The sequence below is a fragment of the Rhodanobacter sp. FW021-MT20 genome (genome assembly GCF_041107475.1).
GTDB lineage: Bacteria > Pseudomonadota > Gammaproteobacteria > Xanthomonadales > Rhodanobacteraceae > Rhodanobacter_A > Rhodanobacter_A glycinis.
Genome location: NZ_JBGBPX010000007.1, coordinates 25,715 through 44,225 on the forward strand (window position 1 = coordinate 25,715; position 18,511 = coordinate 44,225).

Annotated in this window: 28 protein-coding genes; 6 read left to right on the forward strand and 22 right to left on the reverse strand. The window is 63.0% G+C overall.

Annotated features, from left to right (window positions below; genetic code table 11):
- Nucleotides 1–2 precede the first annotated feature (2 nt).
- From AB7849_RS09425 to AB7849_RS09435, 3 genes are all read right to left on the reverse strand, one after another.
- Nucleotides 3–314: a hypothetical protein gene (locus AB7849_RS09425; RefSeq protein ID WP_369500973.1), complete on the reverse strand. Its 312-nt coding sequence runs from the start codon at nt 312–314 to the stop codon at nt 3–5.
- Between the two features lie 28 nt (nt 315–342).
- Nucleotides 343–792: a hypothetical protein gene (locus AB7849_RS09430; protein ID WP_369500974.1), complete on the reverse strand. Its 450-nt coding sequence runs from the start codon at nt 790–792 to the stop codon at nt 343–345.
- 65 nt (nt 793–857) lie between these two features.
- Entirely contained in the window at nt 858–1,277 is a 420-nt protein-coding gene (locus AB7849_RS09435; RefSeq protein ID WP_369500975.1) for a hypothetical protein, read from the reverse strand.
- 126 nt (nt 1,278–1,403) lie between these two features.
- Between AB7849_RS09435 and AB7849_RS09440 the strand changes: the two genes are divergently transcribed.
- The 6 genes from AB7849_RS09440 to AB7849_RS09465 all read left to right on the forward strand — a co-directional run bounded on the left by AB7849_RS09440 (nt 1,404) and on the right by AB7849_RS09465 (nt 3,814).
- Nucleotides 1,404–1,706, forward strand: a complete 303-nt coding sequence (locus AB7849_RS09440) for a hypothetical protein (RefSeq protein WP_369500976.1) — start codon at nt 1,404–1,406, stop codon at nt 1,704–1,706.
- Nucleotides 1,707–1,717: 11 nt separating this feature from the next.
- Nucleotides 1,718–1,978 carry a hypothetical protein gene (locus AB7849_RS09445; RefSeq protein ID WP_369500977.1) on the forward strand — a complete coding sequence of 87 codons (261 nt, stop codon included), beginning with the start codon at nt 1,718–1,720 and terminating at the stop codon, nt 1,976–1,978.
- On the forward strand, nt 1,968–2,186 hold the full coding sequence (locus AB7849_RS09450) for a hypothetical protein (protein ID WP_369500978.1): 219 nt from the start codon (nt 1,968–1,970) through the stop codon (nt 2,184–2,186). Before AB7849_RS09445 ends, AB7849_RS09450 begins: the two co-directional genes overlap by 11 nt.
- Nucleotides 2,173–2,373 carry a hypothetical protein gene (locus tag AB7849_RS09455; protein ID WP_369500979.1) on the forward strand — a complete coding sequence of 67 codons (201 nt, stop codon included), beginning with the start codon at nt 2,173–2,175 and terminating at the stop codon, nt 2,371–2,373. Before AB7849_RS09450 ends, AB7849_RS09455 begins: the two co-directional genes overlap by 14 nt.
- Before the next feature lie 666 nt (nt 2,374–3,039).
- Entirely contained in the window at nt 3,040–3,294 is a 255-nt protein-coding gene (locus AB7849_RS09460; RefSeq protein ID WP_369500980.1) for a hypothetical protein, read from the forward strand.
- Between the two features lie 43 nt (nt 3,295–3,337).
- Nucleotides 3,338–3,814, forward strand: a complete 477-nt coding sequence (locus AB7849_RS09465) for a hypothetical protein (RefSeq protein WP_369500981.1) — start codon at nt 3,338–3,340, stop codon at nt 3,812–3,814.
- On the opposite strand, the gene AB7849_RS09470 is transcribed toward AB7849_RS09465, so the two are convergent.
- The 19 genes from AB7849_RS09470 to AB7849_RS09560 form a co-directional block, all read right to left on the reverse strand.
- Nucleotides 3,801–4,034, reverse strand: coding sequence for a hypothetical protein (locus tag AB7849_RS09470; protein WP_369500982.1), 234 nt, complete (start codon nt 4,032–4,034; stop codon nt 3,801–3,803). The two genes, AB7849_RS09465 and AB7849_RS09470, sit on opposite strands and share 14 nt — an antisense overlap.
- 25 nt (nt 4,035–4,059) lie before the next feature.
- Nucleotides 4,060–4,374, reverse strand: a complete 315-nt coding sequence (locus tag AB7849_RS09475; protein WP_369500983.1) for a hypothetical protein — start codon at nt 4,372–4,374, stop codon at nt 4,060–4,062.
- Complete coding sequence (locus AB7849_RS09480) at nt 4,371–6,341, reverse strand: PcfJ domain-containing protein (RefSeq protein ID WP_369500984.1); 1,971 nt, start codon at nt 6,339–6,341, stop codon at nt 4,371–4,373. The genes AB7849_RS09475 and AB7849_RS09480 overlap by 4 nt, the downstream gene beginning before the upstream one ends.
- Before the next feature lie 291 nt (nt 6,342–6,632).
- On the reverse strand, nt 6,633–6,941 hold the full coding sequence (locus AB7849_RS09485; RefSeq protein WP_369500985.1) for a DUF4031 domain-containing protein: 309 nt from the start codon (nt 6,939–6,941) through the stop codon (nt 6,633–6,635).
- Nucleotides 6,942–6,947: 6 nt separating this feature from the next.
- Nucleotides 6,948–8,969: a type I DNA topoisomerase gene (topA, locus tag AB7849_RS09490; RefSeq protein WP_369500986.1), complete on the reverse strand. Its 2,022-nt coding sequence runs from the start codon at nt 8,967–8,969 to the stop codon at nt 6,948–6,950.
- Nucleotides 8,970–9,033: 64 nt separating this feature from the next.
- Nucleotides 9,034–9,450 carry a hypothetical protein gene (locus tag AB7849_RS09495; protein ID WP_369500987.1) on the reverse strand — a complete coding sequence of 139 codons (417 nt, stop codon included), beginning with the start codon at nt 9,448–9,450 and terminating at the stop codon, nt 9,034–9,036.
- Between the two features lie 104 nt (nt 9,451–9,554).
- Nucleotides 9,555–10,475: a recombination-associated protein RdgC gene (locus AB7849_RS09500; RefSeq protein ID WP_369500988.1), complete on the reverse strand. Its 921-nt coding sequence runs from the start codon at nt 10,473–10,475 to the stop codon at nt 9,555–9,557.
- Between the two features lie 37 nt (nt 10,476–10,512).
- The gene (locus AB7849_RS09505; protein WP_369500989.1) at nt 10,513–10,782 is read right to left on the reverse strand and encodes a hypothetical protein; all 270 of its coding nucleotides are present in this window, start codon (nt 10,780–10,782) and stop codon (nt 10,513–10,515) included.
- A 10-nt stretch (nt 10,783–10,792) separates the two neighbouring features.
- On the reverse strand, nt 10,793–11,158 hold the full coding sequence (locus AB7849_RS09510) for a hypothetical protein (RefSeq protein WP_369500990.1): 366 nt from the start codon (nt 11,156–11,158) through the stop codon (nt 10,793–10,795).
- On the reverse strand, nt 11,155–11,361 hold the full coding sequence (locus tag AB7849_RS09515; protein WP_369500991.1) for a hypothetical protein: 207 nt from the start codon (nt 11,359–11,361) through the stop codon (nt 11,155–11,157). Before AB7849_RS09515 ends, AB7849_RS09510 begins: the two co-directional genes overlap by 4 nt.
- A gap of 88 nt (nt 11,362–11,449) precedes the next feature.
- Entirely contained in the window at nt 11,450–11,926 is a 477-nt protein-coding gene (locus AB7849_RS09520) for a hypothetical protein (protein WP_369500992.1), read from the reverse strand.
- 2 nt (nt 11,927–11,928) lie between these two features.
- Nucleotides 11,929–12,390, reverse strand: a complete 462-nt coding sequence (locus tag AB7849_RS09525) for a hypothetical protein (RefSeq protein WP_369500993.1) — start codon at nt 12,388–12,390, stop codon at nt 11,929–11,931.
- On the reverse strand, nt 12,383–13,120 hold the full coding sequence (locus AB7849_RS09530) for a hypothetical protein (RefSeq protein WP_369500994.1): 738 nt from the start codon (nt 13,118–13,120) through the stop codon (nt 12,383–12,385). Before AB7849_RS09530 ends, AB7849_RS09525 begins: the two co-directional genes overlap by 8 nt.
- Nucleotides 13,117–14,346, reverse strand: a complete 1,230-nt coding sequence (locus tag AB7849_RS09535; RefSeq protein ID WP_369500995.1) for a DNA-methyltransferase — start codon at nt 14,344–14,346, stop codon at nt 13,117–13,119. Before AB7849_RS09535 ends, AB7849_RS09530 begins: the two co-directional genes overlap by 4 nt.
- Nucleotides 14,347–14,542: 196 nt before the next feature.
- Nucleotides 14,543–14,824: a hypothetical protein gene (locus tag AB7849_RS09540; RefSeq protein WP_369500996.1), complete on the reverse strand. Its 282-nt coding sequence runs from the start codon at nt 14,822–14,824 to the stop codon at nt 14,543–14,545.
- Between the two features lie 77 nt (nt 14,825–14,901).
- Nucleotides 14,902–16,020, reverse strand: a complete 1,119-nt coding sequence (locus AB7849_RS09545) for a DUF5131 family protein (protein ID WP_369500997.1) — start codon at nt 16,018–16,020, stop codon at nt 14,902–14,904.
- The gene (locus tag AB7849_RS09550) at nt 16,013–16,399 is read right to left on the reverse strand and encodes a hypothetical protein (RefSeq protein ID WP_369500998.1); all 387 of its coding nucleotides are present in this window, start codon (nt 16,397–16,399) and stop codon (nt 16,013–16,015) included. The genes AB7849_RS09545 and AB7849_RS09550 overlap by 8 nt, the downstream gene beginning before the upstream one ends.
- Nucleotides 16,396–17,559 carry a phosphoadenosine phosphosulfate reductase domain-containing protein gene (locus AB7849_RS09555; RefSeq protein WP_369500999.1) on the reverse strand — a complete coding sequence of 388 codons (1,164 nt, stop codon included), beginning with the start codon at nt 17,557–17,559 and terminating at the stop codon, nt 16,396–16,398. The genes AB7849_RS09550 and AB7849_RS09555 overlap by 4 nt, the downstream gene beginning before the upstream one ends.
- A 123-nt stretch (nt 17,560–17,682) precedes the next feature.
- Nucleotides 17,683–18,033, reverse strand: a complete 351-nt coding sequence (locus AB7849_RS09560) for a hypothetical protein (protein ID WP_369501000.1) — start codon at nt 18,031–18,033, stop codon at nt 17,683–17,685.
- Nucleotides 18,034–18,511: the final 478 nt, after the last annotated feature.

The following is an 18,511-nucleotide window of genomic DNA, read 5'->3' on the forward strand; positions in this document are numbered from 1 at the left end:
GGTCAGCGCCTCGCGGGAAGGGGGGTGTTATAGAGAATGGCCACGTTGGATTCGGCCAGATCCGTGGCCAACCGCTTTGCCAGTGCAGCTCGGCTGCGGAGTTCCCCGCTCACTACGTAGGTGCCGATCTTCTCGAAGCGCGGAGGCGGCTCGGCCTCCGACGAAGCGAGGCGCACAGCGCCGGTGTCGGAGACGATGACCGCGACCAGCTGATCCTTGCCTTTGGCGCGGATGGCGTCCGCGGCGCGCTGCGCACAGACGGTGATCGACTCATCCAGAAGGTTTCCGCAGGCTGAGGCGTGGAAAATATGCATGTTCGTTACCCGTCCTTTTCTCGTGGGCTTAAAACTTCTTGCCGCCGGCAGCCAGGCGCGCCTCGCGCGTGTGGTCGCTACGGTGGGTGTTGTAGTCGAGCTTGTCGGCGATGGCGCCGGGCAGATCAAGGCCGATCCCGGCTCCCAGGCTGAAGATGCGCATCACCGCATCAGCCAGCTCCACTTCGAGCGCCGGTCGATCAGGAAGGCACTCGTCGGGAGAGCCCGTGCGGAAGCCATCCAGTGCCTCGGAAACCTCCGAGTGGATCAGGCAGAGCAACTCGGGGACGTTGCACCGGGGCTTTTCGCCGGGGGCTGAGCGGAGATCCGCACCGGTAAAGAGGTCGTGCCACCAGCCTGCGCGGAGTGCGGCTTCGTGGCACTGCGTACCGAGCAATGCGGCGGCCTGGTGTACGCCCGCCTTGTCCAGCCAGTCGGCAGGGGCTTCCTGCGGGTGTTCGTGTTGTGCGTGCTGCATGGGCTTGCCTCCTCTACGCGTTACCAGTATACGCGTTGGTAGGCGTTACCGTTATACAAGAACGGTCAGCCTGCTCCGAGGGACGCCAACAGGTCATCCTGCGTTGTTACCTTGTCGATGATCGCCCTGCGGATGAGCTGGCGAATCTTGGCGGTGGTGTTCGGCGCCTCGATACCTGACTTACGCCAGTTGGGACATTCGTCATCCAGGGTGACGCAGAGATCGTCCCAAGCATCAACGAAGGTGCTCCAGACCTTGGAGGCGTTGGGCATGACCTTGCGGAACTGCTCAGCAATGGGCGGCATGCGCTCCAGCATGAGCCTGCAGCGCGCAAAGTCCTCGGCGTCCATCGGGTGATCGAAGCCTCCAGCACCGCGGGGCATAGGCGTTTCGCCGGCGGGCCACATGGCCTGCGCCATCAGGCGCCGTACAAGAAACGCGTCCGAGCTGGTTCCGATAGGGGCTGCGGTTGACTGCGCTTGCATGGTCTCGGGACTCCCTCCGAAGGTCATGCAAAGCATACCGTGAAACGTCACTAAAACGCATTAGAAACTGTATAGCGGTAACACATTGGCCGGACTAAACTGGAATCCTGACTCAAGGAGAACCCCATGCTGCCATCCATCCTCGAAAAGCAGGCCGGCGAAGCTGTTGCCCACGCCCGCGCCGTCCTTCGCGACGTGCGCACCCAGTGCAACAGAGGTGCGAATTACGACCCCGCAAAGGTCTCCGTGGTCGAAAAGCAGCTGGCTCACCTGGTGGGCGTGGCGCGCGACACTGGCATGGCCAGTGTGATTTTTTGGCGTGGCCGGTGGTTGACCTACAAGCAGGCCATGGCGGCACTCGGCGAGGTTCGTTCGGTGCTGGCTCGGATCAGGCCCGACACGGGCTCGCAGCTGCGCATGGCAGCGTGAGTCGACCCCTCATGAGTGGGCTGACCTACCACGCTCCAACGAAGCAGTTCACCGTGACCCAGAGCGCACTGGAAGGCGTTGCCCTCCATCTGCGCTACGTCATCAAGCATATCCGGCAGCAAGCTGGCTTGCCCCTGACCGCCCACCAGCACGAGGGGCCGATGAGTGGGCCGCAGTTTGCGGAAAAGGCAGTGCTTGATGCCGCGGCCGAGCTGGGCATCGACCTTGGCGCGAGCCGTCCCGGTAAACTGGATGTGTCCGATGCAGGATGAGCCGATGGCCAGAGCCATGCCGAAGCCAATTGATACGACCATCGCTGAACATGTGGCCAATCAGATTCATGGCCATCGCTACGGCATCGACTGGATTTACCACGACGACGTTCTCGGTTACCTGCCCGCCAAACCGGTCAAAACGTTGGAAGAAGCTGTTCGCGCGAATCGTCAGGGCGATAAGGAGTTCAACAATGATGCTACCTGAAGGTGTGGATTTGGGGCGCGGGCTAGAGGCAGCCGGCAAGATTGCCGATGCACTCGGCATCTTGTTCATTATCGCGCTGCCCTTCGCCTGGCTTGCTTGGAGCAGGCCCGAAGTTAAGGGAGGGAGCAAGCAGCTGCAGGAGAAGGGGGATGAAGAACGATCAGTGGAGAATGAGAGCCATGAATAGGGTTCAAGCTCTAGCAATTTCTGCAGCCGTTATGGGTGCCATCACAGTATCGAGTGCGCTCGTCCTTTTGACGTCTGTGACGATGATGGCCAGTTCACGTCCTTCGTCTCATCCTCTGGACTATGGCCATGGTTCGGCTTTGTTTGCCTTGACGCTGGCTTCTATTGCAGGGGCTGCCACTGTGTACCTGAGCATCATGGCGATCTGCGAAGGAAGGAACGAAGTTGCGGGTGCCGGTGCTAGTTAGCCCCTTCGATGGTTACGATGAGACAGTCGCGCTGGCGTATTCTGTGCGCCACTTTCACTCTGGCGGAAACATCGTCATGTCCGTTGAACTACCGTCATCGTCGCACCCACCCTCCCTGCGGGAGCTGCTGCAGAGCGACCTATGGGCACGGTATGGAAGTCCCTTATTGCAAGGCGAGCGGCTGCGCGAGGCTCTTGGCTATCCAACGTCGGAGGCTCTGCGGCAAGCGATTCACCGCGGAACTGTTCCTGTGCCCGTGTTTGAGATCAAGCATAGGCGAGGGCACCACGCTCTGCTGATTGACGTTGCGGAATGGCTAGCCAGGGCGAGAACGATGCCTAGTCTCTCGGAATGACAAAGGCTGATTGATGCGTAACGCCTACTCATGCACGAACAGCAGTCACTAAGGAAACGTCGTCATGCAAATTACGATTCAACCCGGGGTACTCAAGGAATTCGAGTACATGGTGAAGCTCCATAGCGAGCACGGCGCGCCCAACAAGGTCGAGAGCGTGGAGGAACTGGTGGGTTTCGTTCTTGCCAGCGTTGCCGATGGCAGCCGGCGCCCGGGCGCCTGGGAACGCGGCATGTTGGAGCAGATGGGCTTGATCGCAGAAACGCCCGAACATCAGGTGCACCGGGCAAGCTACGGTGAACCCGGAAAGAGTGATTGAGCGCGATCGGTTTCGTGAACGTCCACCACGAGATATCGACCTTATGAAAGTACGTCGTTTCTATCCGCGCCAGGTGCTGCTCCGTCTGCGAGACCGCCATGTCGATTCGCTTTCGCGCAGCGAGCGAAGCGCGCTGGACTTCTTCATCAAGCGCAGTCGGCGCTATCAGCTGCAGGTGACTATCGATGAGGAGCGCGTCGTCCGATCCACGGATGTTCGCTACGTGATGAGGATCACTCCCGAGGGCGGCCTGCAGATCACTTCCGAGCCCGTGAAGTGGCCGAAGGCCACGACGATGGAGCGCGTGGCGGCCGGTCGTTCGATTCACCTAGGCAAACTGGGGCACTCGTCCAAGCAAGCCGCAGTCATGTTTAACCCGATGCTTGACGCTGACTCGGATGAGATTGCAGAACGCTGCATCGGCTTGTTCAGTGCGGGCGGATGGGTGCAACCGCGGCTGACACGCCCCGACGTACAGGCCGCCGCAGCCTTGGTCGCGGCGAAGCTCACAGAGTCGTAGGCGCCCAGCGTTCCGCGCCGTCGTAGTCGTTGCCGCCCTCGGCGACAAACACGTGGCCATCGGGATCGACAGCCTGCACGCCAGGGACATTCTGGTGTGGATCGCACAGGCAATCCTTCCAGTCCGTGACCCTATCGTTCCAGATCAGAACAACCCCGCTCGTGCGGGTGGTGTCATCCTGTGTGGCACGCCATCCGGCGGCGATCTCCTGCGGGGTCATGGCCTTGTTTCCTCCTGATGGGCCGTTAGCGATCCATTGGCGCGAGCACCGGGAAGGGTGAGGGCGGCGTCGGTAATGGTACGTCCGGGCCACCGCCACCGTCATCGTCAGGCGGGCGCGGGAAGTTATAGCGATAGGGCACGTCGTCTGACAAAGCCCGAAGCTGCATGCGCGCCGCCTCTCCGCCTGTCATCGCGTAGCGTTGCCAGTGCTTCTTGGCCAGATCCCAATCGATCAGCACCTGCGGCGGCATAGGTGTGTGAGAAGAGCAGCCCCTATTCCAGATGGCAAGAAAGCCATCGTGGAAGGTGATCCAGGTGCAGCAAGCCTTCAATTTCACGTGTGCTTGGTCTCCTTGATGAATCGTTTCAGGGCGGGCCAGCGGCGAAACAGCTCCGCCGCCACCGCTTCATGCACGCGTTGCGCTAGCTCGCCGCGCCTACGATCCTCGGGCATGAGGCCCTGTGGCCAATCCATGTTGATCGGCACGGCGCCGCGACGGGCGGCATGAAGAAAGGCGTCCACCGCGGCGGTACAAGCCGCAGACGGAGGACGATTGCGGGCCGCGAGATGTTGCCGCTGCATGATTTCCGGCGTGCTGTTCTTCTTGGACTTTGGCTGCTGACCAACCTCCAGTGTGCTTAGAATCTCTCCCGCTATTGTGCGCACCGAGAAGATCCGGCAGCGGCCGGCGACGCATGCAGGGCCATACGTGCCAACGCAGTGGCGTAGCCATTCCCCCTCATCGTCTAACCCTTCGGCCGTGGTCAGTTCTACGATAACGCGATCCTGGTGCACAAACCTGCCACTAGGAAGGGCGCCGTTCCAGCGGATCACGTTATCGTCGTCCCTCGCCTGCTCCTGCCGGAATCCGGCCGTAACTGCATCGCGGAGCCGGTGCGCACTGTCCGCAAAATTCATGATCTGCAGAAGCGTGGCATGTTGTGCCAACCAGCGTTGCAGATGTTGAACGTCTTCGCTGTCCACGTAGGCGCCGATGGCCCAGCACAAGGCATCGGTCAACGTACCGTTCAAACGGTCGCGAGCGTCGCTCCAGGCTGCGTCCGTCCACGCGCATGGCATGCCCTTGAGCAGGGAAGGTGCGAAATTCGGCAGTAGGCGGGTGACTTGCTCAAACACTTGCCAGGCAGCCCAGGTCACAGGGCGACGGTTTCCGGGGAGCCGTTCGGCGGTGTCCAGCACCATACCGAGCTTGTCCTGGAAAACCTCCCCGCCTGACCGCGACCAGGAAAGGAATCGGGGTGAGCGCCCCGCCAACCATCGGACATTGGCCAGCGAGAGTGGGACACTCCCAACGGCTATTTCCAGGAAGCCATGCAACGCTGCGAACCAGGGCCGGCCCGCATCGATCGCTTCCCGGAGTTCGATGGCAGCGGCACGCTTTTTCTGGAACGCAAGTTCGCATTGCGTAGCGAGGAATTCAATGGGTTCGAGTTCGCGGTCGAAGGCTGGGGGAAAGATCTCGTGCGGCGTCAAGCCTCTTGCAGGCGCAAGCGCGCTTATGGGCGCGTCAGCGTCGTAGGGTTGGCCGAGTAGGGCGAGGGGCAGCAATAGAGGCTGCACGCGGAGAGCCTGGGCGCGGTAACGTCGACGGGTTTCGCATTCCATCAGCCAATTGGCTAGCCGAAAATCATACACACCTATGCCCCATAGTGTCTTTTGCACCTCGGGAGGCATAACCGTGCGTAGTGCACGGAGGGTCGCTCCGAGTTGTCTCAGATAAAAGCTATGACGGGCTCGGGCATACGCGTTCGTCGCCTTCACGCTGGCGTGCGTGAGGCGCTGACGTACTTCACCGCGCGGGAGGACGGCAGATAGCGCCGTCGCCAAATCCTCATAGGCCAGCGCTGTCGCGGTGCTGCGCGCCCAGGAGGCGAACGAGGTCAGCAGTACAGGATGCTTCTTGAAGGGTGCGCTCGCGTGGATGCGCGCTACATAGTCAGCGGCATCCGTGAACCGCTCATCGAGCTGTTCAAGCTGCAGAGGCCAGTGCAACCATCGAGGGCGACGAAGACCGCGGCCGGCCGGCACTTCTGCAGCAAGGTGGTAGCCGTTGGCTGTGGCCAGCACATGCACATCGCCGAGGCGGGCGAGGACGGTCGGAACCCCTTTCCAGATGCCTTCGCGAGCCCAGACGCGTCGCATCTGCACCTGCTCCGCATAGGCATGGCTGACGGCGCGCACGTGCTGCGGCGGCACGTTGTATAGGCGAGCCCACGTCTCGCCCACGCTTGCCGGTGTCGAGGGTGTGGGTGCGGAGATCTGCTCTACAACGTTCTTGCGCATCAGGGGCCAGCCAAGGAGCGTGTAAGGTGAAAGAAGCTCACTTCAAAGTCCTGTCTTGACCCAGCGCCGTATGGACAGCTCGCACCCGCTGAGCAGGCAGACGCCGTTGGCCATACCGCGATGCGAGGCGCGGCGTCCGCAGCCGCAGCTGCAGCGCCTTCGCGAGCGGGGTGGCGCAGGAAGGGCATAGCGCACGTGCTCGCGGGACGATCCGTGGGCGCTCCAGTTTTCGGTACCGCCGCGCATGGCGGCAGATCGAGCGGCAGGAGGGAGTTTGGTCAGATCCATCGCTTATTCCTCACTTTTGGATGCCACGAACTCCGGCGAGCGCAGCTGCTCGCGAGCCCGGCGGATCACCGCCTTGAGGGTTTCGCTATCGCCCGGGCGCACCAGAGCCACGGCGCCCAGTGCCAGCGCCCGCGCTCGCACGGTGTCCGTGACGTCGTAATGCGCGGCGCCACCAGGTTTGGCCTGGAACCAGGCGCGCTTGAGGCCGAGCCTGAAGGCGAAGGCGTGCAGCTCATTCAGAGAGTCGGCCATGAGGTGCGCCCAGCGCCGTCCGCGCCATGACCAGTCCGCTTCGTCGACGTAAACAGCCATGGCCGGTCAGCGCACCGGCAGGCCGTCAGGCCCGGTGCGGTAGGTGGTGCGGCACTTCGGGTAGCCGGTGCAGCCCCAGAAGTCGTAGGCACCTTTGTCGCTCTTGCCCTGCCGGTGCTGCAGCGGCTTGCCACAGTCGTTGCAGTGGTGCTCGCCGGCGGCCGGCGCGGCCTTCGGTACGGCAACCTCGCTCGCGGGGCGCGGGGCGCCTGGCTTGCCGTCGTCGTCCGGGAGGGTGGTTGTGCACTCGGGGTAACCTGAGCATCCCCAGAAATGGCCCGTCTTCTTGCCAGCACGCCGGCGCATTGGCTTGCCGCACGACGGGCAGGGGTGAGCAGGTGCCGCGCCCTGGCCGAGCGTGACCAGCTCGCCGGCGAGCTGCTGATGCGCGTCGCCGACCACCGAGAGGTACCGGGATTTGCCTTGCGCGATCGCATCCAGGTGATCTTCCAGCGCACGGGTGTAGTCCAGTTCGATGAAGCGGCACTTGCCGACCAGCGCGTCCACCAGTGCCTCGCCGTCAGGGCAGGCGTGCAGGAAGTCCTTCTTGTCCTCGGTGATGTAGCCGCGATCGAAGACGTTCTGGAGGATGGCGGCATAGGTCGACGGGCGGCCGATGCCAAGGCGTTCCATTTCCTCAACCAGGGAGGTCTGGTTGTAGCGCTTGGGTGCCTTGGTGGAGAGGCGCTCGACCTTGCCCTTGACGGCGGTAGCGGCGCCGCCGACTTGCAATGCCGGCACGGGGTTGTCGTCCGGGACGTCATCCCCTTCGGCTGTATTGGCCTTGCCATCGCCAGCGGGCTCCTTGGCCTCCTCGTAGACCGCCTTCCAGCCTGGCGACGTGAGCGTCTTCCCGCGCGCGAGGAACGTCACGGGCTGGCCCGTGGGGCCAGTGAGGCGTGTCGCGGTTAGCTGGGCCGTGCGCACGGCATACACGGCGTCCGGCATTTGGCACGCAACGGCTCGCGCCCAGATGAGGCGGTAGAGCGCCTTCTGCTCGGGCGTTTCGCCCGCTTCGCGTTCCTCGAAGTGCGTGGGCCGGCAGGCTTCGTGCGCTTCCTGCGCACTCTCCTTGGCCTTCCAGGTGCGCTGCTTGTCCACCAGCGGAATGCCGGCGGTCGCAGCGTAGGCGACCAGTGCCTTGTAGCCGTCCGTCGACAGATTGGGGGTGTCGGTGCGATGGTAGGTGATCGCGCCCTGCTCGTAGAGCTTCTGCGCGAGATCCATGGTGGCTTTTGGCTTGAGCTTCAGGGCGGCCTGGGCGGCCTTCTGCATCGTGGTGGTGGTGAAGGGTGGCTTCGGAGCTGCTTTGCTCTGGCTGTCCTTGAAGGCGGTGACCCGCACTTCCCGGACGGCCGCCACCTGCTTCGCAAACTCACCATCGAGAAAGTAGGACTCATCCTTGGCCAGGTGCGGCTTGGTCTCCCACTGGGCCGTCCACTCGCCGGCGAAGGTCAGCACAGCACCGAAGTGGATGGTGGGTTTGAAATCGCGGATCTCTCGCTCTCGCAGCACCACCAGCAACACCGCGGGCGACTGGACACGGCCGGCCGACATCTTGCGGCCGATCTTGTCCGAGAGCGCGGGGCTCACCATGTAACCCACGAGTCGATCAAGCACCCGGCGCGCTTCTTGGGCGTGCACCAGCTGCATGTCGATCGCACGGGGCGATGCCAGCGCGGCCTTCACCGGGCCGGCTTCGATAGCCTGGAAGGTGATGCGCTTGGCTTGTGGGATCTTGAGGGCATCGGCCAGGTGCCACGCGATTGCCTCACCTTCGCGATCCGGGTCGGTGGCCAGCAACACGCGGTCGCATGATGAAGCCGCCGCGGCGAGCTTCTGTAGCACCTCCTTGCCGCGCACGGTCTTCTCGTAGAGGGGCTTGAAGGTGGTTAGCTCCACGCCCAGGTCATTTCGGGGCAGATCGCGCACATGCCCCACGGAAGCCTCCACGCGGTAGCCGTTACCGAGGATGGAGCGGATCTTCTTGAGCTTGCCGGGGGATTCAACGATGACGAGTGTGGTCATGGGGATTTCCAGTGTGATTCGGATATCAAGCGGTGCGTCATGCTTCCAGTGGCGCAAGGCGTCTTCATGAGCAGGCTGCTGCCGGTTCCCACGTCTCGACTTCGACCACCTTGGTACGAATGGCCTTGTGCTGTTCAGCACCACACCATCGGCATGAGCGGTGATCGCCGCGGACAATGAAGCGGTCGCCGTCGTCGATGAAATGCTCGGTGTGCTGGGGATCGATCACACAGCGGCCGATGGCCGCATAGCGCTCCCAGAAGTCAGCAACGTGCTCCAGCCCCTCCGCGCCGCCGAGGTGGCACATCGTGTCGACCTCGCTGCCCAGAACCAGTACCTGGATAAGTCGCACGCCGCCGAAATCCTTCGCGAAAGGCGGATCTTTGTAGGGGAGGCCGATGACCAGCTCGCCAACGGCGAATCCGTAGCGCCGGCACAGCGCGCTCTCGGCGGTTACGCGGAACACGTGGTCGGCGATCATGCCGCCAGTCACGCATTGCCGCGATCGCATACGCAGCCAGCGATGAAGATTCGTGGAATACGCTCGCGCTCGGCTGGGATGGAGCTGTGCGACGTCCATGGCCATCAACCGTCTGCGGGACGCGGGAGGCCAAACCACCCCTGCAACTTGTCCAGCAGCCGCTCCAGCTCGCTCGCGAGCAGGGCAAAGGTGGCATCCGCCTCAGCCTTGGCATCCTCGAAGCTTTCACCCAGGCCGTCGAGGGCGACGTCGAGGAACTTCAGCTTGCGCACCACCAGGTCTTCGCCGAGCACGAAGCTGAGTCGTTCGTCGAACACGAGGCCGAGACGGAACACCTGCTTGCCGTTGCGCAGGTGCTCCTTGATCTCCTCGGCACCCAGATCCTGCCGGCGCGAGATCGAGATGGCGCCGGTTGCCGTCGCCGGGTCGCGCAGCTCGCATTCGTCGCCGAGAGCGAGGCCGGCCGGCAGCGTGCCGTTGGCCAGCCAGTCGGTCAGCAGTACGCGCGGGCCTTCTTCCGGCGCCAGTGGGACGGCCGGGAAACTGCCCAGCGCCTCGCGGATCTGCGAAATGGCGTCCTCGGCCGACTTGCGGCTCGATGTATCCAGCACGAGCCAGCCGCTCTTGGTGTCGACGTAGGCGGGCAGGCGGGAGCTGCGCACGAAGGCTCGTGGCAGCAGCTCGGTGAGGATGTCTTCCTTCAGGCGCTTGCGCTCACGTCCGACCACTTTGCGGCCTTCCTGCTCGGTGATTTTCCGAATCTTGCGCTGTAGCTCCTCGTTCACCACCGCGGCCGGCAGCATCTTGTCCTCGCCACCCACGGTGAGCAGGGTGAAGTGCCTCACCGACTGGGTGATTGGATCGTGCTCCTCGCGGCCCACCGGCGGCACGAAGCCCTTCGTGAACATTTCCAGCGGGCCGCAGGGTCGCAGGCGGTGGTCGTTGAGCGTTTCATCAAGGCGCTGCAGATCCTTGGCGACGGCGGGAGAGAAGCGGAACAAGGTGAGGTTCTTGAAGAAGGGCATAGTGATCCTTGGCAGCGAGGCTGCATGCGAGGAGGGTTTAGACGAAGGGAAGGAATCCGATGCTCTGCCAGTCCTTGGGCGTAGGGACGAAGCCGTCCCGCCACGGCCAGGCCGGAAGTGCGTTGCGTGGAACATCCGTGTCCTGAGAGGCAAAACCTGTGCTTTCCCAGAAGCCTGCTCTTTCCCAAGCAACGAAATCAGGCCGCCACGAGGAGGAATTTTCCGCATCCATGACAGCAACAGGCTCGTCGTAACCTTGAGGCGTCGCCGGCATCGTCCAGTTGGGTAGCTGTTGCGGATGAGGCATCGAGTGATCCTCAGCAGCCGATCTGTTTCATGCGGTTGTAGGTTTTCGGGCAGGTGCCTCTACCCTTGCGCCAATCAGGCGCTTCGAGATCCATCATTTCGCTCAGCAGGCCCCATTCGTCGACCAAGCGACTCCAGATGGGCGAGACGTCGCGCATGCGGCTGAATGCATGGCGCAGCTCAGGCACCTGCTCAAGCAGGCGCCGGCAACGCCCGAGGTCGGCGGGATCGTGTGGGTGACTTTCATACCCGCTCGTTGCAACGATGCCGGTCAAGTGCGTGAAGATGGTCTCGCTGCTGGTTCCTCGTTGGCCATTTGCCAGCCACTTCACGGCGGCCGAGCTGACGGGGACTAACGCTGGCTTGGCGGGGCTCATGACGAACTCCTGAGCGTGGTGAACATCGGGTTGGCCAGGGCGGGGTGCCGGCCGGCGTAGCGCGGCGGGATGGTGGGCGCCAACTCCCACCGCCGCCGCTTGCGGAAAGGCTTGGCCGCCGGTGCGGACGCAGGCGTTGTGATGTCCTCGCCCTGGGCCGCGCGTCGAATGAGCTGCAGGCGGTCTTGCTTGTTGGCGGTCATGCTTTCGTTTTCTCCCGTTCGATCTGAAGCTGGTATGTGCACTTGAAGACGGTGGTGAGGAATGCTCAGTGGTGCTGTGGCTATGGGCTCAGTCGTCGTCGTATTGGCCATGGAATGCCAACCCATCAGCCACGTATTCGGCCTCGCACTGGTTCCAGTCGCGAATGAACGTGTTGAAGATGGTCTCGGCATCCCTGTAGGTCTCAGCGGAGGCAAGGCGCTCACGTCGAGTGCCGGATGGATCGCCGTACTCAACACAGAGGCGGCTATCCAGCCCGCGGACGATCTGGATGACGTGAGGGAAGCGCCCCTCGCGAAGTACGTGCCTGGTAATCACGTTTGTCTGGCGGGCGCCCCTGCTAAATGCGGCGGCAAGCCGAGGAATGTCTGCCAATAACGCGGGTATCTCGGGGACGTCCCCGACCCAGCCTTGCTTGCAGCGCGCAACGAAGGCGAGGTGCCCCGATCTGGAAGCATGTTCATCGCACGACGCGAAACCGAGCGGATTGTTCGTCGCTTTGCACCAGGCGACACGAGCCTTGACCGCATATTCGAGGTGTTCCAAGTTCACTGGCCCGTCCTTTTGGACTCCGCCTCGCGCTCTCGGCGAAGCTGTTCCATCCGCTTACTGACTTGCGTCGAGCCGAAGTGGTCAGTCGGAAAAATGCCGCGGCTGCAATGGGGGCACGTCGGCACGGTGTCGTGTTTCCGCCACGCGTCTTCGACCTTGCGCGCGGCGATCAGCACGATGGATTTGGACGTTCGTTCCTGCAGTTCGTGCTCCCTCGCGCGTAGCTTCTCGAACTCGTGGCTGTAATCGTCGAGGATGTATTTCAGCGCCCATGCGGGATCGATCTGCTTGCCGCAGTCATCGCATGTGACGATGTTCCCGTGCTCGTCGAATGTCAGCCGCTTGTGCAGACAGTCGCCGTTCTGCAGACAGTGCTTCCCTGGCCAGTAGCGTCCTGCTTTGCGGGCGATGCGGAAATCGCCAACCTCGATGACGTTGGAGTTGTCCGTGCTATCCATGGAATGCCTCTGCCAAGGTCGGTAAGTCCTTACGCTCCGCACATTTCGCGGTGAGCGCGTAGATCTGCGCTTGCAGCCGGCCGATCTCCTCGCGCTGCTTGTCGAAGCGCTTGGCGAGAGATGTGTAGCGAGCTTCCGCAGTGCGGATGCGCAGGTTGGCCGCGTCGACGTCGCCGACGCGACTCAGGATGGATGTGAGTAGCAGAGTTTCTCGCGCCGCATCCCGGGAGTGCTCCCACTCGTGCTGGGTGGCCGTGAAATCAGACCAGCTCGCTGTAGCCGTGTGATACGGAATCGCAGCCACGGCTCCGCAGAGAGCGTGCACAGTGCCGCGCTTGTTGACGGTCAAAAGTCCCCAGCGGTCAGGAACCTCATCGGGCTTGATGATCCCTTCGGGGCACAGGTAGTAGCGATACAGGCCCATGCCTTCCGCGGCGCGGTGCGGCTTCTTCGCGTCCGCGAGGAAGTCTCCACGCGATGTCTTGCACTCGACCACGACGCTACCTGCACCTGGCATGGAGACACGGAATCCGATGGCGTCAGGGATCTCGCCGGCAAGGTAGCCTGTCCGCGGCTCGCAAAGCGCGACTTGGCAACCGTGACCACCTCTGGAGTTGGGGAGTCGCAGCCACCGTGCCGCAATCGCGCACAGCGCTGCATGCGTGAAGCGTCCAGTGCCGGGTCGCGTCATGGATGTGGCCTCAGCGGGCGGTGGATCTTGGTCACTCATGCGGTTACTTCCAAGGGAAGCCCGGGTTGGATGGCGGCGATACGGCGCCGCGCAATGTCTGCATAGGTAGGGCTTAGCTCGATGCCAAGAAAGCGATAACCCTCAGCCACGGCACCACGGCCGGTTGAGCCCGAACCCGCAAACGGATCGAGCACAAGCCCGCCCGCAGGTGTCACCAGCCTGCAGAGGTAGCGCATCAGATCGGTGGGCTTCACTGTGGGGTGGTGGTTTCTCGCAGCACGCATGGTGCCCTCGGATTGGAAGCTGCCCGGATTGGCGTCACCGTCCGACCAGCGCAGCGCCTGCGGGGGAAGTCCTTCGCAACCGTCATCTCGGTCAGCACGATCGGCTTTGGCGCAGTAGAAGAAGCGTGCAGCACTCCCCCTGTCTCCATGGAATGCGTTCGCCGCGTGCCTGTTGATTTGGCCGAAAACAGATTTGTTGGCCGCGGAAGGTTCGCAGCCAAGCACAGGTGCGAATGCACCAGCCTCGCGCGGAAAGTTGGCCACCACACCATCGCTTCCGTCATGGATCACGTTGGCAGGCCACCGGCCAGCGGCGCCCCCGCCACGCGGGCCAGGCATTGCCGCAATATTGGTGGCTCCTCGGGTGGTGTACCTGCGAGCGCTGCTCGGCTCCCCCGCGCGTCCCCGCGGCTCAACCTCGGTGGCATCCGATGCAATGCGCGAGGCATCGATATTTAGCGCACCGGTGCCGAAGGCTGCGTGGTTGGCGGCCACCGTGCCCATCAGTGGCTTGCGTGCGACCACGATGGGCTCGTGAGCGGGTTTCAGTGCGGTTCCGCCCCAGGGGCCGTTGTGCGATTTCGGGAAGCCGGAGCCGTATACCCAGTGCACCGTGCTTGGGCGACCGAAAGCCGCCAAGAAAGCTTCACGCTGCCTTTCGTCTAGGCTGTCCAGGAACGCATCGCGCTCGGTGCCGTCATAGAAATAGGCAATCTCGTCGCGGATCTCCCAGCCTGCATCCTCGATCGCGCACACCATCCGGTGATATGTGCGACTGCCACCGAAGGCCAGCATGTAAGCACCGGGCTTGGCCACGCGCAGCATTTCAGCCCAGTAGGCGACACCAGGCACGCCGCGATCCCAATCCTTGCCCATAAAGCCCAACCCGTAAGGCGGGTCGGTTACGACAGCATCCACGCTGCTGTCCTGCATCCCGTGCATCACGTCCATGCAGTTGCCAACCCGGATCTCCGCAGTCATGTCGAAGCTCCATGCCCAGATGTCCGATCCCCGGAATCCCATCGCGCGGAGTGGCTACCGCACTCACTGCAGACGCCGAGTCCCGCGGTGCGATCGAGACGAATCCACCAGCAGGGCTCGCCTGTCTGCTCGTTCATGCAGGCGGCGTAGTCGTGACAACCGCAGCCGATACACGTAGCGAGGCGAGGCTGCTGCTTCATGCCGCAGCTCCCTGTGGTACCGCCTCGGTGCTGGGGTCGATCGACTCCACGTAGGCCGCCATGACGGCGATCACCGCATACGCGTCGTCCTCCGCGATCTTGGCCAGTCGGATCGCCGCCTGGAGCGGTTTGAGATGCATACGCTCTGCCGTCTTGGCGATCGTCTGCTGCCAGGCCCCGATCTTCACGGGGTATTTCTCGCCCCACACGAAGCGCATGTGCTCACGCATGTTGCGCATCTGCGTCGTGAGCTGCTGTGCCTTATCGAGTTCAACCATGGAGTACCTCCGCGCTGGCCATATCCGCGGACGCGTTGAAGCAGCCCAGTTGTCCGCGCAGTGATCGGAAGGGCAGCCTAGACATTGCAAACCTCCGGGTATGCGTCATGCAGCTGCCCGTCGAGTAGTCGGCCGGCTCGCTTCTTGCCAAGACGAACAGCGCCCATGCCGTCGCCGAAGTCGTGGGTGTCCTTGCCGGCGGCGCGTGGGGCAAATGGCGCGCCTTCATCGAGCATGTAGAACCACATGCCAGCCACAGCCGGCGCCCACTCGCCCCATTGCTTGAAGAAGTAAGGGACGTTCGCGCCATCAGCGGCGCATTGATCGCGAAGTGAGCGCGCCCAGTAGGCATGCATGGGGCGTGACTTCGACCCGGACTCGCCTCCCACCACCACCCAGTCGATGGTCTCCATGTCCGAGTGGTTCGTGAAGAATCCGCGATTCGCGCCAAGGCCGGCACTTGGCCCCCACGCGGGGTAGCCTTTCGCCACCCAGTACCCTCCGCGCAGAACGTCCACGCGGTGGCCGCCTTTCCTGGGCCACTCGACGCTGGTGAGGTCGATCGGGCCGAGTAGGGGTTCGCAGGACAGCCAGCGCAGGGCGGCCGGCGTCTGCAGGAGCAGCGCAATGCGCTCATCTGCGGCGGCCTGGTTCTCCACGCTCACGCCCAACCAGATGCGCGGGTGCGGCCCCCGGCGCGCTACTTCCATGGTCTGGTCGAAGATCCCATCAGGATCGATTCCACCTCCGTGCCGCACGGCTGCGTCGGCCCACTGGCGCCTGCGATCCTGCTGCAGGTAGTCGCGCATGCGCTCCGGCCGCTTGGTGAGGATCTGGAACACATGGCCAGGCTGTTCGTGCCGCGTGTAGAGGCACGCCCACATGATCCCGAAGATGGTGTCGATCCACTCGTCGGACACCGACTCATGGAACAGATCGGACATGGAGTTCACGAAGATGCGGCGGGGCCGTTGCCAGCGAATGGGCTGGTTCAGCACCTCGGGAACCAGGCGCACGGTGCCGTTCCAGCCGCCGGTGCTGGGGTGGATCAAGCCCTCGTAAGGCTGGCCGGGGCCGTCGAATCGCGCAGCGACGCGCTCGGCATAGCAGTTCGAGCATCCCGTGGAGGCTCGGCTGCAGCCGCGCAGCGGGTTCCAGGTGGCTTCCGTCCATTCGATGAGCGTGCCGTCAGCCATAACGCCTCCCGCTGCGTGGAACGCCGATCCATTCCGCGAAGCTGCAGCCGCAGTCGGCGTCTAGCCATTCCTGGTAGCGGCGCTGCGATCGCGTGAGCTTCGGTGCCGCTGGGCTCTGCAGGGCCACGAAATCGACGCCCTCGGGCGTCACATGAAAGAAGTCATCCCCTCCGGTGATCGCGTTGCCCGGCCTGCGCGTCATCAGCCCGGCATCCACCAAGGCCATACAGCCGTCGAAATCCTTGGAGCCTTTGCCGGTGACGAAGTGGTTGCGGTACTGCTTGCCCTGGCCATAGCGATCGACGCCGAGCGAGTGCTGCAGGATGTGGAGGTGTTCGGAAAGCTGGGCCGAAGCGGAGGACTGCTGAGGCATGTTCATGACTTGCCCCTCTTTTCAGCCTTCTTCTTTGCGGCCTTCTTCGCCTCTTTGGCGATACGGAGATCCAGCAGTTCCTGGTAGCGATCGCGGATCGCCTCCGCATCAGTGAAGCGCATAGGCAAGCCGACGACTTCGCCCACACGGCGGCGCACGTGGGCAAGCAGGCTTGCCTGCCGCACGTCGGGAACGAAGCTGGGCCAGCCTTCCTTGTCGAACAGCAGTTCGACCGGAATCATTGCCTCCAGATTACGGCGTTCCACTGCCTGAGCCTTAGCCCTGGCCAAGCGATCTCGTAGATCGGCGGTGAGCCGGTGAGGTGCAACGTCGCCCAGCCAACGACTGCCCTGGAATGCAAAAGTGGAGCGGCACTCAAGATCCACCAGCATTCGGTAGGTATCCAGGTGCTCATCGAGGTTTGCTGCAATCGTCAGGTCGGGAAGCGAGCCCATGATGCACATCGAACAACTCACCCTACTGGAGCCATGCCCGCGGTAAGCCACGTGTGGGGCTAGGCCCGAGGCGTCGATGCCGCCGAACACCTCCTCGACCGACCAGGGGAGGATGGCGTGCCAGTTGACGCCTGCATGCTCCTTACGCGTGAGTTTCTTGGCGGCTGAGCTGATCGTCTTCTTCGCCCGGGCCGGGCTTTCCTGGGCACGCACACCATCCACGGAAAGGATTGGCCCTGTCGGGAAACGCTTGCGGAGTGCGCGGCTGATCGGATCGACCTTCATCTCCGACGTACAGAAGCGCATGCCCGGCGTCGCCCAGGGCAGGGTGAGCTTCACCGTTTCGAGGTTGATGTACGCCTGCGAACGACTGACCCACCGTGATTCCCAGCGATCCATCATGTCGCCGGCAGGCCGGCGGACGACGATCAGCTCCCAGCCGAGGTGCTCGGCGAGCCGTTGGCACACGGCCATGGAATCCCGCCACTCCACACGGCCAAGATCCGCGTGTACCAGTACGCGGGCGCCTTGGTGACCGATGGCATCGAGGTGCTGCGCAACCGCGATGGCAACAGCCTGGCTGTCCTTGCCACCGCTGACGCCTACGCAAACCGTGGCGTTCAGGGCAAGCAAGCTGTCGACCGTGGCATCGGTCACGACGGCACGCTGTTTCGCGTCCGCGTTGTTGATGCTCCTCAAGCCATCTGCCATTGCCTGACCTCCTCGTTCCGTATTCCGTGCGGGACGGGTCTTTCAACCCATGCCACATAGAATAACGGTAACACTTTCCGCGTAAATACAGAAAGTGCCTTTTGCGAGGGAAATCACGCTATGTCATACGGTTGACGACTGCGTACCCTTGATGTGGTTTCCAACCCACTCGCGCATCAGCTCCCATCGCCGCGCATCCGGGTCGGCAGCCTGGCGGCATTCCCACGAATAGGCTTCGTCGTTCAGGAACATGATTTCGCGGGCCATGGCCTCGGCGATGCCGAAGGCTTCGCCGACTTCCGTGGTGTCCAGATAGTCCGAATCATCGAACCCCGCCATGTCGATGCCGCGCGCCGCACCCAGCACGCCCAGCGTGCAGTAGCAACCGTTGTCGTGCTTGAACGATCCTGCCGAGAGACGTTTCGGGCATGGCGTCCAGAGCGTCCACAAGGGCGCGGAGGAACGCTTGGCCACGTTTGCCTTGGATGGCTGATTTCACGGCCCCGCGCCAGTTAATGAGGGCAAGGTTGTCGATGTCGTCGACGTATCCGCTTCGGCTCATTCTTTGGGGTCTCCGGCAGGGGCTGAAAGGAGTCGGTCGATCTCAGCGGCGAGCAGCGCTCCCGACTTTTCCAGCTCACGAACACGCGATGCGTTCGAGTCGTCAGGCCCGGGCTTGAACGCAGATTGAACCCACGGCCACCAGTCTCGACTCAATGTGCGAACGTGTGAGCCCTTCCTAGCGCGTTGGCGATCTACATCATCGGCTCTGGCGAGCATCGCATAAGCAATGGCAGCATCGGCGAGTTCCCGCTTCCGGTATTGCAGGTCGGATTGAGGTGAGTAGCCCTCTACCTTCAGGTGTCGGCGACGCTCCCTGGCGATTCGCGATGCCCCATCCAACACGCGCACACTGGTTGGCTCGAACGTGTCCGCCTTTCCACGCGTTGCG

Bases quoted from the DNA above. Each gene is read 5' to 3' on its own strand.
- AB7849_RS09425 (WP_369500973.1), bottom strand. From the start codon at position 314: ATGCATATTTTCCACGCCTCAGCCTGCGGAAACCTTCTGGATGAGTCG.
- AB7849_RS09430 (WP_369500974.1), bottom strand. From the start codon at position 792: ATGCAGCACGCACAACACGAACACCCGCAGGAAGCCCCTGCCGACTGG.
- AB7849_RS09435 (WP_369500975.1), bottom strand. From the start codon at position 1,277: ATGCAAGCGCAGTCAACCGCAGCCCCTATCGGAACCAGCTCGGACGCG.
- AB7849_RS09440 (WP_369500976.1), top strand. From the start codon at position 1,404: ATGCTGCCATCCATCCTCGAAAAGCAGGCCGGCGAAGCTGTTGCCCAC.
- AB7849_RS09445 (WP_369500977.1), top strand. From the start codon at position 1,718: ATGAGTGGGCTGACCTACCACGCTCCAACGAAGCAGTTCACCGTGACC.
- AB7849_RS09450 (WP_369500978.1), top strand. From the start codon at position 1,968: ATGCAGGATGAGCCGATGGCCAGAGCCATGCCGAAGCCAATTGATACG.
- AB7849_RS09455 (WP_369500979.1), top strand. From the start codon at position 2,173: ATGATGCTACCTGAAGGTGTGGATTTGGGGCGCGGGCTAGAGGCAGCC.
- AB7849_RS09460 (WP_369500980.1), top strand. From the start codon at position 3,040: ATGCAAATTACGATTCAACCCGGGGTACTCAAGGAATTCGAGTACATG.
- AB7849_RS09465 (WP_369500981.1), top strand. From the start codon at position 3,338: ATGAAAGTACGTCGTTTCTATCCGCGCCAGGTGCTGCTCCGTCTGCGA.
- AB7849_RS09470 (WP_369500982.1), bottom strand. From the start codon at position 4,034: ATGACCCCGCAGGAGATCGCCGCCGGATGGCGTGCCACACAGGATGAC.
- AB7849_RS09480 (WP_369500984.1), bottom strand. From the start codon at position 6,341: ATGCGCAAGAACGTTGTAGAGCAGATCTCCGCACCCACACCCTCGACA.
- AB7849_RS09485 (WP_369500985.1), bottom strand. From the start codon at position 6,941: ATGGCTGTTTACGTCGACGAAGCGGACTGGTCATGGCGCGGACGGCGC.
- topA (WP_369500986.1), bottom strand. From the start codon at position 8,969: ATGACCACACTCGTCATCGTTGAATCCCCCGGCAAGCTCAAGAAGATC.
- AB7849_RS09495 (WP_369500987.1), bottom strand. From the start codon at position 9,450: ATGATCGCCGACCACGTGTTCCGCGTAACCGCCGAGAGCGCGCTGTGC.
- AB7849_RS09500 (WP_369500988.1), bottom strand. From the start codon at position 10,475: ATGCCCTTCTTCAAGAACCTCACCTTGTTCCGCTTCTCTCCCGCCGTC.
- AB7849_RS09505 (WP_369500989.1), bottom strand. From the start codon at position 10,782: ATGCCTCATCCGCAACAGCTACCCAACTGGACGATGCCGGCGACGCCT.
- AB7849_RS09510 (WP_369500990.1), bottom strand. From the start codon at position 11,158: ATGAGCCCCGCCAAGCCAGCGTTAGTCCCCGTCAGCTCGGCCGCCGTG.
- AB7849_RS09515 (WP_369500991.1), bottom strand. From the start codon at position 11,361: ATGACCGCCAACAAGCAAGACCGCCTGCAGCTCATTCGACGCGCGGCC.
- AB7849_RS09525 (WP_369500993.1), bottom strand. From the start codon at position 12,390: ATGGATAGCACGGACAACTCCAACGTCATCGAGGTTGGCGATTTCCGC.
- AB7849_RS09530 (WP_369500994.1), bottom strand. From the start codon at position 13,120: ATGAGTGACCAAGATCCACCGCCCGCTGAGGCCACATCCATGACGCGA.
- AB7849_RS09535 (WP_369500995.1), bottom strand. From the start codon at position 14,346: ATGACTGCGGAGATCCGGGTTGGCAACTGCATGGACGTGATGCACGGG.
- AB7849_RS09540 (WP_369500996.1), bottom strand. From the start codon at position 14,824: ATGGTTGAACTCGATAAGGCACAGCAGCTCACGACGCAGATGCGCAAC.
- AB7849_RS09545 (WP_369500997.1), bottom strand. From the start codon at position 16,020: ATGGCTGACGGCACGCTCATCGAATGGACGGAAGCCACCTGGAACCCG.
- AB7849_RS09550 (WP_369500998.1), bottom strand. From the start codon at position 16,399: ATGAACATGCCTCAGCAGTCCTCCGCTTCGGCCCAGCTTTCCGAACAC.
- AB7849_RS09555 (WP_369500999.1), bottom strand. From the start codon at position 17,559: ATGGCAGATGGCTTGAGGAGCATCAACAACGCGGACGCGAAACAGCGT.